Annotated in this window: 12 protein-coding genes and 2 tRNA genes; 10 read left to right on the plus strand and 4 right to left on the minus strand. The window is 58.8% G+C overall.

All coding sequences use genetic code 11. From position 1 onward, the window contains the following. The first annotated feature begins 9 nt into the window (after nt 1-9). The 4 genes from GHN92_RS16190 (at nt 10) to GHN92_RS16205 (ending at nt 4506) form a co-directional block, all read left to right on the plus strand. Nucleotides 10-86, plus strand: a tRNA-Met gene (locus GHN92_RS16190). A gap of 161 nt (nt 87-247) precedes the next feature. Further along, nucleotides 248-324: transfer RNA gene (locus GHN92_RS16195), tRNA-Met, on the plus strand. 259 nt (nt 325-583) lie between these two features. Next, entirely contained in the window at nt 584-3226 is a 2643-nt protein-coding gene (gene mprF, locus GHN92_RS16200; protein WP_133144851.1) for a bifunctional lysylphosphatidylglycerol flippase/synthetase MprF, read from the plus strand. Further along, nucleotides 3226-4506 (plus strand): virulence factor family protein, encoded by a 1281-nt coding sequence (locus tag GHN92_RS16205; protein ID WP_095019817.1) that lies wholly within the window; start codon nt 3226-3228, stop codon nt 4504-4506. Before mprF ends, GHN92_RS16205 begins: the two co-directional genes overlap by 1 nt. Nucleotides 4507-4676: 170 nt before the next feature. On the opposite strand, the gene GHN92_RS16210 is transcribed toward GHN92_RS16205, so the two are convergent. After that, nucleotides 4677-6578, minus strand: a complete 1902-nt coding sequence (locus tag GHN92_RS16210) for a potassium transporter Kup (protein ID WP_095003028.1) — start codon at nt 6576-6578, stop codon at nt 4677-4679. 304 nt (nt 6579-6882) lie between these two features. Between GHN92_RS16210 and rimO the strand changes: the two genes are divergently transcribed. The 5 genes from rimO (at nt 6883) to tsaA (ending at nt 10946) form a co-directional block, all read left to right on the plus strand. Then, nucleotides 6883-8223, plus strand: coding sequence for a 30S ribosomal protein S12 methylthiotransferase RimO (rimO, locus tag GHN92_RS16215; protein ID WP_086795996.1), 1341 nt, complete (start codon nt 6883-6885; stop codon nt 8221-8223). A gap of 104 nt (nt 8224-8327) precedes the next feature. After that, nucleotides 8328-8792, plus strand: coding sequence for a GNAT family N-acetyltransferase (locus GHN92_RS16220; RefSeq protein WP_095019816.1), 465 nt, complete (start codon nt 8328-8330; stop codon nt 8790-8792). A 71-nt stretch (nt 8793-8863) separates the two neighbouring features. Continuing rightward, nucleotides 8864-9574: an rRNA pseudouridine synthase gene (locus tag GHN92_RS16225; protein ID WP_095003026.1), complete on the plus strand. Its 711-nt coding sequence runs from the start codon at nt 8864-8866 to the stop codon at nt 9572-9574. Nucleotides 9575-9654: 80 nt separating this feature from the next. Further along, on the plus strand, nt 9655-10116 hold the full coding sequence (locus GHN92_RS16230) for a DUF1456 family protein (protein ID WP_095003025.1): 462 nt from the start codon (nt 9655-9657) through the stop codon (nt 10114-10116). A 134-nt stretch (nt 10117-10250) separates the two neighbouring features. Then, nucleotides 10251-10946 carry a tRNA (N6-threonylcarbamoyladenosine(37)-N6)-methyltransferase TrmO gene (tsaA, locus tag GHN92_RS16235; RefSeq protein ID WP_095019814.1) on the plus strand — a complete coding sequence of 232 codons (696 nt, stop codon included), beginning with the start codon at nt 10251-10253 and terminating at the stop codon, nt 10944-10946. Between the two features lie 121 nt (nt 10947-11067). Here tsaA and fpr read toward each other — a convergent pair whose 3' ends face one another. After that, on the minus strand, nt 11068-11847 hold the full coding sequence (gene fpr, locus GHN92_RS16240; RefSeq protein WP_019827846.1) for a ferredoxin-NADP reductase: 780 nt from the start codon (nt 11845-11847) through the stop codon (nt 11068-11070). A gap of 117 nt (nt 11848-11964) precedes the next feature. Here fpr and GHN92_RS16245 point away from each other — a divergent pair, with 117 nt between their 5' ends. Then, a complete protein-coding gene (locus GHN92_RS16245; protein WP_095003023.1) occupies nt 11965-12891 on the plus strand; it encodes a LysR family transcriptional regulator in 927 nt (308 codons plus the stop codon). Here GHN92_RS16245 and GHN92_RS16250 read toward each other — a convergent pair. Together GHN92_RS16250 and erdR are read right to left on the minus strand one after the other, a co-directional pair. After that, entirely contained in the window at nt 12888-13250 is a 363-nt protein-coding gene (locus tag GHN92_RS16250) for a diacylglycerol kinase (protein ID WP_016779774.1), read from the minus strand. The genes GHN92_RS16245 and GHN92_RS16250 overlap by 4 nt on opposite strands. A 75-nt stretch (nt 13251-13325) precedes the next feature. After that, nucleotides 13326-13976, minus strand: coding sequence for a response regulator transcription factor ErdR (gene erdR, locus GHN92_RS16255; RefSeq protein ID WP_095003022.1), 651 nt, complete (start codon nt 13974-13976; stop codon nt 13326-13328). Nucleotides 13977-13990: the final 14 nt, after the last annotated feature.

Here is a 13990-nt window from a genome sequence, read left to right on the forward strand (position 1 = left end):
CCCCACAGACGCGGGATGGAGCAGTCTGGTAGCTCGTCGGGCTCATAACCCGAAGGTCGTCGGTTCAAATCCGGCTCCCGCAACCAAACATTAAAAGGCTGCTCGAAAGAGTGGCCTTTTTTGTGCCCGGGTGTTTTTGCCCTCCTCCTGCCAAATGCAGAGAATGGATTAAAACCGGGTATTTCAAGCGGTTACGTGATTTAAGGGTTGACACCTTAACGATTCGCTGTAGAATCCACCACACAGACGCGGGATGGAGCAGTCTGGTAGCTCGTCGGGCTCATAACCCGAAGGTCGTCGGTTCAAATCCGGCTCCCGCAACCAAACATCAAAAAAGGCTACTCGAAAGAGTGGCCTTTTTTGTGCGCGCTCGAAAAGTCAGGGGCAAGCGTTTATTGACATTAAACGTCATATTTCTGAAAGTCCGTTCATCTATGCTGTCCGCCAACAATTACCCTTTTTTCTCAGACCAATCCTGAACCTCAGGCAAACGGCTGAACACATTTAGAAATATTTTGACCAAAAGGATTGGTAACTTGAGCCTATGCCTCCATCCTATCGCGCACGATCCACGAGGTGATTGATGCCCGATAACTCGCCAGAACCCAAAGAAGCCGTTACAGCAGCCCACCCCATAGCCGCGACCCGTTTGCGCTGTCTGGATTTGCTGAGCAAGTATCGCCAGCCCATTGGGCTCGCGCTCACGCTGCTGTTATTTGCAATAGCACTGATTGCGTGTCGCCATCTGTTAAGCGAACTTGACCTGTACGCCCTGCATGACTCGATCCTCGAAGTTCCCAAGCCCGCCCTCTTCGGTGCCGTGGCTGCGACTGCCGCGGGTTTTATCATCCTGCTCGGTTATGAGTGGTCAGCCAGCCGCTATGCGGGGGTAAAACTGCCACCCAAAACCCTGGCACTGGGCGGCTTTACCGCCTTTGCCATTGGCAATGCCATCGGCCTGTCGCTGCTGTCCGGCGGCTCTGTGCGGTATCGCCTTTATGCCCGGTATGGCGCGGGGGCGTCAGAAGTCGCCCATATGACTCTGTTTGCCAGCCTATCGCTGGGCTGCGCCCTGCCACCGCTGGCGGCACTGGCCACATTGAGCAATTTGCCCGCAGCCTCCGCCGCCCTGCATATCCCGGCCTGGATATTGGGTGCTATCGCTTTTGCGGTGCTGGCCCTGTTTGCCTTGCTGGCAATAGGAATCTACCGCCGACGCCTGCCCGAGCAGCCGATCCCGGACAACCTGCTGGTCAAGGCCGGGCGCCGCACATTGCGCCTGCCAAGTGCGCGCCTGACCTTGCTGCAACTGGTCATTACCGCTCTGGACGTCGCGGCCGCCGCCACGGTGCTCTATCTGCTGTTGCCTGAAGCACCGCCCTTCGGCGCATTTATGCTCGTTTACCTGCTGGCCCTGGCGGCCGGCGTGCTCAGCCACGTCCCCGGCGGTGTCGGGGTGTTTGAGGCAATCTTGCTGGCAGCCTTCGCCGACAAGCTCGGCGCCGCACCATTGGCGGCAGCCCTGCTGCTGTATCGCATGATCTATGTGATTCTGCCGCTGCTGATTGCCTGCCTGATGCTGCTGATGACCGAAGCTCAGCGCCTGATTCACACCCGCCAAAGCCTGCGGGTTGCGTCAGGCCTGGCCGCTCCGGTACTGGCCGTGCTGGTATTCATGTCCGGCGTGGTTTTGCTGTTCTCCGGTGCCACACCGGAAATCGACACGCGCCTCGAACACATCGGTTTTCTGATCCCCCATCGCCTGGTCGACGCTTCGCACTTTGGCGCCAGCCTGATCGGCGTGCTCTGCCTGCTTTTGGCCCAGGGCTTGCGCCGCCGCCTGTCCGCCGCCTGGATGCTGACCACTATCCTGTTGCTGGTCGGCGCCGTGCTGTCCCTGCTGAAAGGCTTCGACTGGGAGGAAGCCACTATCCTGGTTCTCACCGCCAGCCTGCTGGGCCTGTTCCGCCGCTCTTTCTACCGCCCGAGCCGCCTGACCGAACTGCCCTTTTCACCGCTATATCTGGTGGCCAGTGTCTGCGTACTGGGCGCCTCGATCTGGTTGCTGTTGTTCGCCTATCAGGACGTTCCTTATAGCCATCAACTGTGGTGGCAGTTCACCCTTGACTCGGACGCACCACGGGGCCTGCGCTCGCTGCTGGGTGCCGCGGTACTGCTGGTGGTCGTATCCCTGACCTGGTTGCTGCGCACCGCCCGCCCGGTGATCCACCTGCCCGATGCCACCGAACTGGAAAAGGCCGGCAAGATCATCCTTGCCTCCGACCAGCCCGACGGCGGCCTCGCACTGACCGGCGATAAGGCCTTGCTGTTCCACCCCGACGACAACGCCTTCCTGATGTACGCTCGCCGCGGGCGCAGCCTGGTGGCGCTGTACGACCCGATCGGACCGCCCCAGCAACGTGCCGAGTTGATCTGGCAGTTTCGCGACCTGTGCGACACCGTCCATGCCCGCCCCGTGTTCTATCAGGTACGCGCCGAGAACCTGCCGTTCTATATGGACATCGGCCTGACCGCGATCAAGCTCGGTGAAGAAGCCCGGGTCGACTTGCACCGCTTTGATCTCGAAGCCAAGGGCAAAGAGATGAAGGACCTGCGCTACACCTGGAACCGTGGCACCCGTGACGGCCTATCACTGGAAATCCACGAACCGGGTGAGGCACCAATGGATGAGCTCAAGGTCATTTCCGACGCCTGGCTCACCGGCAAGAATGTGCGGGAAAAAGGCTTCTCACTCGGGCGCTTCAGCGAGGACTACATCAAGCACTTTCGCATCGCGATCATTCGCTTTGAAGGCAAGCCGGTGGCCTTTGCCAACCTGCTTGAGACCCACAGCCATGAGCTGTCGAGCCTCGACCTGATGCGTGCCCACCCGGACGCGCCGAAACTGACCATGGAATTCATGATGGTCGGCCTGATTCAGCATTATAAAAAGCATGGATACGCCCGTTTCAGCCTGGGAATGGTACCTCTGTCCGGCCTGCAACCGCGTCGCGGCGCACCCTTGACCCAACGTTTGGGTTCGATGCTGTTCCAGCGCGGCGAGCACCTGTACAACTTCCAGGGTTTGCGTCGCTTTAAAGACAAATTCCAGCCCGACTGGGAACCTCGTTATATGGCCGTACCCGCCGGACTTGATCCGCTGGTGGCACTGGCTGATACCGCCGCCCTGATTGCAGGCGGCTTGACTGGATTGGTGAAACGTTAATGAAACATCGTTCCTGGCGGTTTTTGTTGCTTGCCTTGATAGTTCTGGTCGCCCTGGCAGCAGGCGGCTATTGGTGGTGGAATCGCCCGGCTCCGGAACCGACGATTGAACACCTGGGCCAGAGCGATGGCTCGACCCTGACCAGGGTCACACCCGGACAGAGAGCCCAGGCCCGGGTGGTGATTGCCACTCCGGCCGAAGAAGCCCTGAACGACAAGCAACTCATGGCCCTCAGCCGCGCAGGCAAGGCGCAACTGGTGCAAGTGATCCTGCCCAAAGACGACTGCACCCTGCAACAGCAAGCACTGCAAACCGCGCTACAGCAGCTCAAGGGGCCTGCAACCCTGGTCAGCGGCATAGGCCCTGGGGCCACTCTGGCCTGGCGCTGGCTGGCCGCGCAAACCAACGACAAGGCGCAAGCCGTATCGGTGGGTTTCAAGCTGGAAGAACCCGGCTGCACACTGCCCGTTCCGAAAACTGCCACCCACGGTAACTGGCTGGTGGCCTGGAACGACAACCCTGATGACCCGAGCGCGGCTTTTGTACGCGATCAACCGAATGCGCAGACCAGCATCAGCGACTACGACATTCACTACCCACAAGTCCTGAGCAACGAGCTGCGCAAAATCCTGGTGGGCGATGAAAACGGCGGGCTGAGCATGCCGGTGGTCGAAGTACCTGCCGGCCAGCAAAACAGCACCGTGACCCTGTTCCTCTCCGGTGATGGAGGCTGGCGGGATCTGGACCGTGACGTGGCGGGCGAGATGGCCAAGATCGGCTACCCGGTGGTGGGTATCGACATGCTGCGCTACTACTGGCAGCACAAGACCCCCGAGCAAAGCGCCACCGACCTCACCGAGCTGATGCAGCACTACCGGCAAAAATGGGGCACCCAGCGCTTTGTGCTGGTGGGCTATTCGTTTGGTGCAGATGTTTTGCCGGCCACCTACAACCGCCTGCCTGAAGCGGAGCAAAAGCGTGTCGACTCGATCATGCTGCTGGCCTTTGCCCGCAGCGGCAGTTTTGAGATCCATGTCGATGGCTGGCTGGGCAAGGCTGGCGCAGAAGCGGATACCGGCGAAGAAATGTCCAAGCTGCCAGCCAGTAAAGTGGTGTGCATCTATGGCGCAGAAGAAGTCGATGAAAGCGGCTGCACTGCCAAGACCGCAGTCGGCGAAAGCCTCAAGCTGCCCGGCGGCCATCACTTCGACGAGAATTACCCGGCCCTCGCCCAGCGCCTGGTGGACCTGATCAAGAAACATCAGGCGACGGCCCAATAAGTCAGCCTTTGTGGGAGCGGGCTTGCCCGCGATAGCAACGACTCGATCTACCAGATACACCGAGCCGCCTGCATCGCGAGCAAGCCCGCTCCCACAGTTACAGGCCCCGGCTTAACCAAAAAAGCCCCGACTCTCGCGAGCCGGGGCTTTTTTATTGCGCCTGGACGGGTTTACATCTCGACCTGCGTCCCCAGCTCAATCACCCGGTTAACCGGCAGCTTGAAGAAGCGCAGGTTGCTGTTGGCATTCTTGAGCATAAAGGCGAACAAGGCTTCACGCCAACGCGCCATACCCACCAGTTTGGAGGTAATCACTGTCTCACGGCTAAGGAAGTAAGTGGTGCGCATCGGGCTGAAATCCAGCTCATCAAGATGGCACAGCTTCAGCGCCTCAGGCACATCCGGTTCATCCATAAAGCCAAAGTGCAGGATCACCCGGAAGAACCCGTCACCATAGGCGTCCACCTCGAACCGTCGCGAAGCGGGCACTCGCGGCGAGTCTTCGTTGACCACCGTGAGCAATACCACCTGCTCGTGCAGCACCTGGTTGTGCAGCAAGTTGTGCAACAGCGCATGAGGCACGGCATCCGGGCGCGCGGTCAGAAACACCGCCGTCCCCTTCACCCGATGCGGCGGCTGTACCCGGATGCTGCTGATAAACAGCGGCAGTGGCAGCGCGCTTTCGTCAAGACGATCCACCAGTAGTTGCTTGCCGCGGCGCCAGGTGGTCATCAGGACAAACAGCACTATGCCCGCCAGCACCGGAAACGCCCCGCCCTGGAAGATTTTCGGCACGTTGGCAATAAAGAACAGACCGTCCACCAGCAAAAAGCCGATCAACACAGGCACGGCCAGAACAGGTGGCCACTTCCACAACAGCAACATCACTGCCGACACCAGAATACTGGTAATCAGCATGGTCCCTGTGACCGCCACCCCATAAGCCGAAGCCAGGGCACCCGAAGACTCAAAGCCCAGCACCAGCAAAATCACCCCGACCATCAGCGACCAGTTCACCGCGCCAATGTAGATCTGGCCCTGTTCGGCGCTTGAGGTGTGCTGGATATGCATGCGCGGGATATAACCCAGCTGAATTGCCTGATGGGTCAGGGAGAAGGCTCCGGAAATCACGGCCTGGGAGGCAATCACCGTCGCCAGCGTGGCCAGCCCGACCAAAGGTATCAACGCCCAGGCCGGCGCCAGCAGATAGAACGGGTTGCGCGCCGCCTCAGGATTTTCCAGCAGCAAGGCGCCCTGGCCAAAGTAGTTGAGCACCAGCGCGGGCAACACCAGGATGAACCAGGCCCGGGCAATCGGCTTGCGACCAAAGTGGCCCATATCGGCATACAGTGCCTCGGCGCCGGTCAGCGCCAGCACCACGGCACCCAGAATGGCAACGCCCATGCCCGGGTGAGAAACAAAGAACCGCACGCCCCATAGCGGGTTCAGCGCATTGAGCACTTCAGGGTGCTGAACGATACCGTGGATCCCCAGGCCGCCCAGCACCACAAACCACACCACCATGACTGGCCCGAACAGCTTGCCGATACTGGCCGTGCCATGGCGCTGAATCAAAAACAGCAGCACCAGCACAATCAAGGCCAGCGGCACGACCCAATGCTCCAGGCCGTCGAATGCCAGCTCAAGCCCTTCTACGGCGGATAGCACCGAGATCGCCGGGGTAATCATGCTATCGCCGTAAAACAGTGCCGCACCGATCAACCCCAGGATCACCAGCACCGAACGCAACTTCGGATAAGGCGACGCCGCACGCCTGGCCAGTGCGGTCAGGGCCATGATGCCACCCTCCCCTTCGTTGTCGGCGCGCAGGATAAACAGCACGTACTTGATCGAGACCACCCAGATCAGCGACCAAAGGATCAGCGCCAAAATACCGAAGACACCGTCATGGTTGACCTGCACACCATAGCCGCCGGAAAACACCTCTTTCAGGGTGTACAACGGGCTGGTACCAATATCGCCGTACACCACTCCGACCGCTGCAACCAGCATCCCGATAGGCTTGGCCTTCGAGTGACCGTCTTCTGCCGCCTGACTGCTTGCCTGCCCCATCAACCACTCCTACGACCATTGACCGCGTTTCTTAATGGCTTGCGCTACATTTGATCAGCAGCATGCGCTGATTTCCCGAGTGTTAGCTACGGCTCCTGCCTACAAAATCACGTTAGTTAAAAACCCTGCTTTCGCAACGGCGCGCAGCATAGCGCAGCACTCGTCGCAAATCCCCGTATAACGCTGGTCAAGTGCGTTGACCATAGCTAAAATTGCGCACTTTTTTTGATCAGAGGCGCAATAAGCGCCCGTTCGTCGTGCAGCCTTTACGGGCATGTAACGTCACTACATACCGAGGTTCGCCATGTCCACCGTTACCACCAAGCCAGCCAACCCAAAGGTTGGCTTTGTTTCCCTGGGTTGCCCGAAAGCACTGGTCGACTCCGAGCGCATCCTTACGCAACTGCGCATGGAAGGCTATGACGTCGTCTCAACCTATCAGGACGCCGACGTCGTGGTGGTCAACACCTGCGGCTTTATCGACAGCGCCAAGGCCGAATCCCTGGAAGTGATCGGCGAAGCCATCAAGGAAAACGGCAAGGTCATCGTGACCGGCTGCATGGGTGTCGAAGAAGGCAATATCCGCGACGTGCACCCAAGCGTACTGGCCGTGACCGGCCCGCAGCAGTACGAGCAGGTAGTCAACGCCGTGCACCAGGTGGTGCCGCCGCGCCAGGATCACAACCCGCTGATCGACCTGGTGCCGCCACAGGGCATCAAGCTGACGCCACGTCACTACGCCTACTTGAAGATTTCCGAAGGCTGCAACCACAGCTGCAGCTTCTGCATCATCCCGTCGATGCGCGGCAAGCTGGTCAGCCGCCCGGTGGGTGACGTGCTCGACGAAGCCCAGCGCCTGGTCAAGGCCGGCGTCAAAGAGCTGCTGGTGATTTCCCAGGACACCAGCGCCTACGGCGTTGACGTCAAATACCGCACCGGCTTCTGGAACGGTGCTCCGGTCAAGACGCGCATGACCGAGCTGTGCGAAGCCTTGAGCTCTCTGGGCGTATGGGTGCGTCTGCACTACGTTTACCCGTACCCGCACGTTGACGAACTGATCCCGCTGATGGCCGCCGGCAAAATCCTGCCGTATCTGGACATCCCGTTCCAGCACGCCAGCCCGAAAGTGCTCAAGGCCATGAAACGCCCGGCGTTTGAAGACAAGACCCTGGCCCGGATCAAGAACTGGCGTGAAATCTGCCCGGAACTGATCATCCGTTCGACCTTTATCGTCGGCTTCCCGGGTGAAACCGAAGAAGACTTCCAGTACCTGCTCGACTGGCTGACCGAAGCTCAACTGGATCGCGTGGGTTGCTTCCAGTACTCGCCGGTAGAAGGAGCACCTGCCAACCTGCTGGACGCGGCCATCGTGCCAGACGACGTCAAACAGGATCGCTGGGATCGCTTTATGGCCCATCAACAGGCCATCAGCGCAGCACGCCTGCAGATGAAGATCGGCAAGGAAATCGAAGTCCTGATCGATGAAGTCGACGAGCAAGGCGCTGTAGGCCGCTGCTTCTTCGATGCCCCGGAAATCGACGGCAACGTATTTATTGCGACCGAAAAAGATATCAAGCCGGGTGACAAGATCATGTGCCGCGTCACCGACGCCGACGAATATGACCTGTGGGCTGAAGTGATCTAATTCGCGACTGCCTCGCAAAAAGCCCTGCCGCTCTCGCGCCAGGGCTTTTTTTACGGCTATCGTAAACCCATTGCCTTCCACACCTGTGTCAGGAGACACGCTCGATGCAACAACAATGGGTCATTCATACCCCACGTCTTACGGACTTCGCCGAACTAACCGACGTATGGGAAGCATCTGTTCGTGCCACCCATGATTTTTTACCTGACAGCTATATTCAACTTCTGCGCGGCCTGGTCAAAGACCAATATCTGGACGCCGTCATGCTGATCTGCTGCAAGGACCCGGTCAGCAAACGCATTACCGGCTTTGCCGGAGTCGCGGCCGGCAAGGTTGAAATGCTGTTTGTTCACCCGGATTACCGGGGGCAAGGCATCGGCAAATGCCTGTTAATGTTCGCCATCAATGAACTGAATGCTGAACGCCTCGACGTCAATGAGCAAAACTCGCAAGCCATCGGCTTTTACCTCAAACAGGGGTTTGAGGTGATCGGCCGCTGCGAAAAAGACGGCATGGGCCAGCCCTATCCCCTGCTGCACCTGCGGTATAAACGCCCAGCACGTGCATAAGGCAAATGTTGCCGGGCTTAACCGGCGCCAGGCGGGTACAATAGCCGCCCAATTCCTTTACGGCCCCTGTCATGTCTGAACCGATACGTCTCTCCAAACGCCTCATCGAACTCGTCGGCTGCTCCCGCCGTGAGGCCGAACTGTTCATTGAAGGTGGCTGGGTCACGGTAGATGGCGAAGTCATCGACGAGCCACAGTTCAAGGTCGACAACCAGAAAGTCGAGCTGGACCCTGAAGCCAAGGCCACCGCGCCCGAGCCTGTGACCATTTTGCTCAACGCCCCGGCGGGCCTGGATACCGACAGCGCCATGGCGTTGATCGGCCCGGACACCCTGAGCGAAGAACACCGCTTCGGCAAGCGCCCGCTCAAGGGCCACTTCCTGCGCCTGAGCGTTGGCAATGAGCTGCAAGCCAACGCCAGCGGCCTGCTGGTGTTTACCCAGGACTGGAAGATCGTGCGCAAGCTGACGGCCGATGCCAGCAAGATCGAGCAGGAATACGTGGTCGAGGTCTCTGGCGAAATGGCCCCCCACGGTCTGAACCGTCTCAACCACGGCATGACCTACAAGGGTCGCGAGCTGCCTGCGGTCAAGGCCAGCTGGCAGAGTGAAAACCGCCTGCGTTTTGCGATGAAAAATCCGCAACCAGGTGTGATTGCCCTGTTCTGCCAGGCGGTAGGCCTGACCGTGATTTCCATGCGCCGGATTCGTATCGGCGGCGTTTCGATGGGCAAATTGCCCGTAGGCCAATGGCGCTATATGAGCGCCAAAGAAAAGTTCTAACGACTTACAGCCCTACCCCGAACATTTCGACACCGCAGCAATGCCTGCGGTGCTCACTGCTGAATATCAGGATTACCCAAATGATTCATAACGACGTACTGCGCAGCGTGCGCTACATGCTCGACATCAGCGACAACAAGGTTGTCGAAATCATCAAGCTTGGTGGCCTGGAAGTTACCAAGGAAGATGTACTGACCTACCTGAAAAAAGACGAAGAAGAAGGTTTTGTACGTTGCCCTGACGACGTGATGGCGCACTTCCTGGATGGCCTGGTGATCTTCAAGCGCGGCAAGGACGAAAGCCGTGCGCCAATGCCGGTCGAGCTGCCGGTGACCAACAACATCATTCTGAAAAAACTGCGTGTGGCCTTCGAGCTGAAGGAAGATGACATGCACGCCATCCTCAAGGCTGCGGGCTTCCCGGTGTCCAAGCCCGAGCTGAGCGCCCTGTTCCGCAAGTTCGGCCACACCAACTACCGCACCTGTGGCGACCAGTTGCTACGCAACTTCCTCAAGGGCCTGACCCTGCGCGTTCGCGACTGAAAACACACCTCCTGTGGGAGCGGGCTTGCTCGCGATAGCAGCACCGCAGTGATTCAGATTGACCGAGCCGTCTGAATCGCAAGCAAGCCCGCTCCCACAAGAGCCTGTTCTGACCCACCAGCCCGATATCTCCCATGCCCTACACCGTCTCCCCCATCGGCTTTGTGCGCTCCTGCTTCAAGGAGAAGTTCGCCATCCCGCGCCAGCCACAACTGGCACCGGCCGCCCGTGGCGTGCTGGAACTGGTCGCACCCTTTGACCAGGGCGATGCGGTGCAGGGCCTGGAGCAGGTCAGCCATGTCTGGTTGCTGTTTGTGTTTCATCAGGCACTTGAAGACAAGCCTCGCCTCAAGGTGCGCCCGCCACGCCTGGGCGGCAACAAGTCGATGGGCGTGTTTGCCACCCGCGCCACCCATCGCCCGAACGGCATCGGCCAGTCAGTGGTCAAGCTGGACAAGGTAGAAGCCAATCGCCTGTGGATTTCCGGCATCGACCTGCTCGACGGCACGCCGATTCTGGATATCAAACCCTATGTGCCCTACGCCGATATCATCAGCGATGCCAGCAATGGCATGGCCAGCGCCGCACCGGTATTGATCCCCGTGCAATGGGCCGACAGCGCCCTGCAACAGGCCCACAGGGAAGCCCTGCGCCTTCAGGAGCCGCTGGTGGAGCTGATCGAGCAATGCCTGGCGCAAGATCCACGCCCTGCTTACCAGACGCCCACAGCCGAACGAGAATACGGCGCGCAGTTCTGGGATCTGGATGTACGCTGGCATTACCCCGAGCCTGGTTTGATCCGTGTGCTTGAGGTGATTCCCAAGCCGTGACCTGAAACGCAATGTGGGAGCGGGCTTGCTCGCGATTACGGCCTGTCAGTCACCCATGCGGTGGCTGGCACTCCACAATCGCGGGCAAGCCCGCTCCCACATTTGTATCGATCTGCGTTTGTTACTTCTCGACGAAAGCACGCTCGATCAGGTAATCACCCGGCTCACGCATGCGTGGCGAAACTTTCAGGCCGAAGCTGTTAAGCACTTCGCTGGTCTCGTCGAGCATGCTCGGGCTGCCGCACAACATGGCACGGTCGTCCTGCGGGTTGATCGGCGGCAGACCGATATCGCTGAACAGCTTGCCGCTGCGCATCAGGTCGGTCAGGCGGCCTTCATTCTCGAATGGCTCGCGGGTCACGGTCGGGTAGTAGATCAGCTTTTCACGCAGCGCTTCGCCGAAGAATTCGTTCTGCGGCAGGTGCTCGGTAATGAATTCGCGGTAAGCGACTTCATTGACGTAACGCACACCGTGGCACAGGATCACTTTTTCGAAACGCTCGTAGGTTTCCGGATCCTGGATAACGCTCATAAAGGGCGCCAAACCGGTGCCGGTGCTGAGCAGATACAGATGCTTGCCCGGCTTCAAGTCGTCCAGCACCAGCGTCCCCGTAGGTTTTTTGCTGATGATGATCTCGTCGCCTTCCTTCAAGTGCTGCAACTGGGAGGTCAGCGGGCCATCAGGCACCTTGATGCTGAAGAACTCCAGATGCTCTTCCCAGTTCGGGCTGGCAATCGAGTAGGCACGCATAAGCGGACGGCCATTGGGCTGTTGCAGGCCGATCATCACGAACTGACCGTTCTCGAAGCGCAAGCCCGGGTCACGGGTACACTTGAAGCTGAACAGGGTGTCGTTCCAGTGATGAACACTGAGGACACGTTCGTGGTTCATGTTGCTCATGTACGGGGCTCCTAAATTCGCCTGCGCTGACTATGGGCGCGATTGCACAGCATTCTAATGGCGGCGACAATATCTGTTAACTGAATTATCAAGATAAGGGTTATCGGTTATATCGATATGCGATTTACTCTCAGACAACTCCAGGTTTTCGTCGCCGTCGCCCAACAAGAGAGCGTGTCTCGCGCTGCCGGCTTGTTGGCCCTTTCACAATCTGCTGCCAGTACCTCGATCACCGAACTGGAGCGCCAGACCAGCTGCCAGCTGTTCGATCGTGCCGGCAAGCGCTTGAGTCTCAACGCACTGGGCCGGCAATTGCTGCCACAGGCTGTCGCATTACTGGATCAGGCCAAGGAGATCGAAGACCTGCTTAATGGCAAGTCCGGTTTTGGCTCATTGACCGTCGGCGCGACACTAACCATCGGCAACTACCTGGCCACCCTGCTGATCGGCAGCTTTATGCAGGCGCACCCGGAAAGTCAGGTCAAGCTGGTGGTTCAGAACACGGCTCATATCGTGCAACAAGTCGCCCACTACGAAATTGATCTGGGTCTGATCGAAGGCGATTGCGCCCACCCGGATATTGAAGTGCAGAGCTGGGTCGAGGATGAACTGGTGGTGTTTTGCGCCCCGCAGCATCCACTGGCGGCTCGTGGCCGCGCCACACTTGACGAGCTGACCCGTGAAGCCTGGATTTTGCGCGAACAAGGCTCGGGAACTCGCCTGACGTTCGACCAGGCCATGCGCCATCATCAAACGTCGCTCAATATTCGCCTGGAACTGGAACACACCGAAGCGATCAAGCGCGCCGTTGAGTCGGGGCTGGGCATTGGCTGCATTTCACGCCTGGCGTTGCGTGACGCTTTCAGGCGCGGCAGCCTGGTGGCAGTGGAAACGCCTGAACTGGATCTGGCCCGGCAGTTCTTCTTTATCTGGCACAAAAAGAAGTATCAGACATCCGCCATGCGCGAATTTCTGGAGCTGTGCCGCGCCTTCACCGCCGGGGTTCAGCGCAGCGACGAGATCGTATTGCCAACCATTGCTTAAAGCAGAATCACTGCCCACACCACGGCAATCATGGTCAGCACCACAAACTGGGCAGCGCTGCCCATGTCCTTGGCGTTTTTCGACAAGGGGTGCAGGTCGAGGGAGATTCGGTCAACCACCGCTTCAATGGCCGAGTTCAACAACTCGACAATCAATGCCAGCAGGCACACAGCGATCAGCAATGCGCGCTCTACGCGGCTCACATTTAGCAAGAAGCTCAGCGGGATCAGGATCACGTTGAGCAGCACCAACTGCCGAAAAGCCGCCTCGCCCGTAAAGGCTGCGCGCAAACCGTCCAGCGAGTAACCGCCAGCATTCAAAATCCGTTTAAAACCGGTTTTACCCTTGAAAGGCGACATAGATAGGCAACTGCACAAAAAATGAGAGGGGAACGCTAGTTCACGCTTCGTCAAAAAAGCGTGAAGATTCGCAGATTAATGACTCGAAATTGATTCAAGTTGCTGCAAGAGTAGCGCGGCCTGGGTGCGAGTGCGAACCCCCAGCTTGCGGAAAATCGCCGTAACATGGGCCTTGATGGTTGCCTCGGAAACGCTTAGCTCATAAGCGATCTGCTTGTTCAGCAAACCTTCGCAGACCATGGTCAGCACGCGGAACTGCTGGGGCGTCAGGCTGGCCAGCCCTTCGCTGGCCGCTTTGGCCTCGGCCGAGACCTGAACATCCTCAAACGCCTGGGGCGGCCATGACACATCACCATCCAGTACGGCACGTACGGCCTTCTGGATGTCTTCCAGCGAACTGGATTTCGGAATAAATCCGCTGGCTCCGAACTCGCGGGAACGCACCATGATCGAGGCTTCTTCCTGGGCCGACACCATCACCACCGGAATTTGTGGGTATTGGCCACGCAACAACACCAGGCCGGAGAAACCGTAAGCACCCGGCATGTTCAAATCGAGCAGTACCAGATCCCAATCTGCCTTTACCGCCAGCTGTGCTTCAAGCTCGGCAATACTGGCGACCTCTACCAGGCGAACATCAGAGCCCAGACCCAGGCTCACGGCCTGGTGCAGGGCACTGCGAAACAGTGGATGGTCGTCGGCAATCAGGATTTCGTATGTGGCCATTGTTTAAATGATCC

Origin of the sequence: Pseudomonas sp. FSL R10-2964 (assembly GCF_009600035.1) — a bacterium.
GTDB lineage: Bacteria > Pseudomonadota > Gammaproteobacteria > Pseudomonadales > Pseudomonadaceae > Aquipseudomonas > Aquipseudomonas bubulae.

What these genes read in the sequence shown, in the direction of transcription:
- rimO (WP_086795996.1), top strand. Translation starts at nt 6,883, where the DNA reads ATGTCCACCGTTACCACCAAGCCAGCCAACCCAAAGGTTGGCTTTGTT.
- erdR (WP_095003022.1), bottom strand. Translation starts at nt 13,976, where the DNA reads ATGGCCACATACGAAATCCTGATTGCCGACGACCATCCACTGTTTCGC.
- GHN92_RS16250 (WP_016779774.1), bottom strand. Translation starts at nt 13,250, where the DNA reads ATGTCGCCTTTCAAGGGTAAAACCGGTTTTAAACGGATTTTGAATGCT.
- GHN92_RS16210 (WP_095003028.1), bottom strand. Translation starts at nt 6,578, where the DNA reads ATGGGGCAGGCAAGCAGTCAGGCGGCAGAAGACGGTCACTCGAAGGCC.
- GHN92_RS16225 (WP_095003026.1), top strand. Translation starts at nt 8,864, where the DNA reads ATGTCTGAACCGATACGTCTCTCCAAACGCCTCATCGAACTCGTCGGC.
- fpr (WP_019827846.1), bottom strand. Translation starts at nt 11,847, where the DNA reads ATGAGCAACATGAACCACGAACGTGTCCTCAGTGTTCATCACTGGAAC.
- GHN92_RS16205 (WP_095019817.1), top strand. Translation starts at nt 3,226, where the DNA reads ATGAAACATCGTTCCTGGCGGTTTTTGTTGCTTGCCTTGATAGTTCTG.
- mprF (WP_133144851.1), top strand. Translation starts at nt 584, where the DNA reads ATGCCCGATAACTCGCCAGAACCCAAAGAAGCCGTTACAGCAGCCCAC.
- GHN92_RS16245 (WP_095003023.1), top strand. Translation starts at nt 11,965, where the DNA reads ATGCGATTTACTCTCAGACAACTCCAGGTTTTCGTCGCCGTCGCCCAA.
- GHN92_RS16230 (WP_095003025.1), top strand. Translation starts at nt 9,655, where the DNA reads ATGATTCATAACGACGTACTGCGCAGCGTGCGCTACATGCTCGACATC.
- GHN92_RS16220 (WP_095019816.1), top strand. Translation starts at nt 8,328, where the DNA reads ATGCAACAACAATGGGTCATTCATACCCCACGTCTTACGGACTTCGCC.
- tsaA (WP_095019814.1), top strand. Translation starts at nt 10,251, where the DNA reads ATGCCCTACACCGTCTCCCCCATCGGCTTTGTGCGCTCCTGCTTCAAG.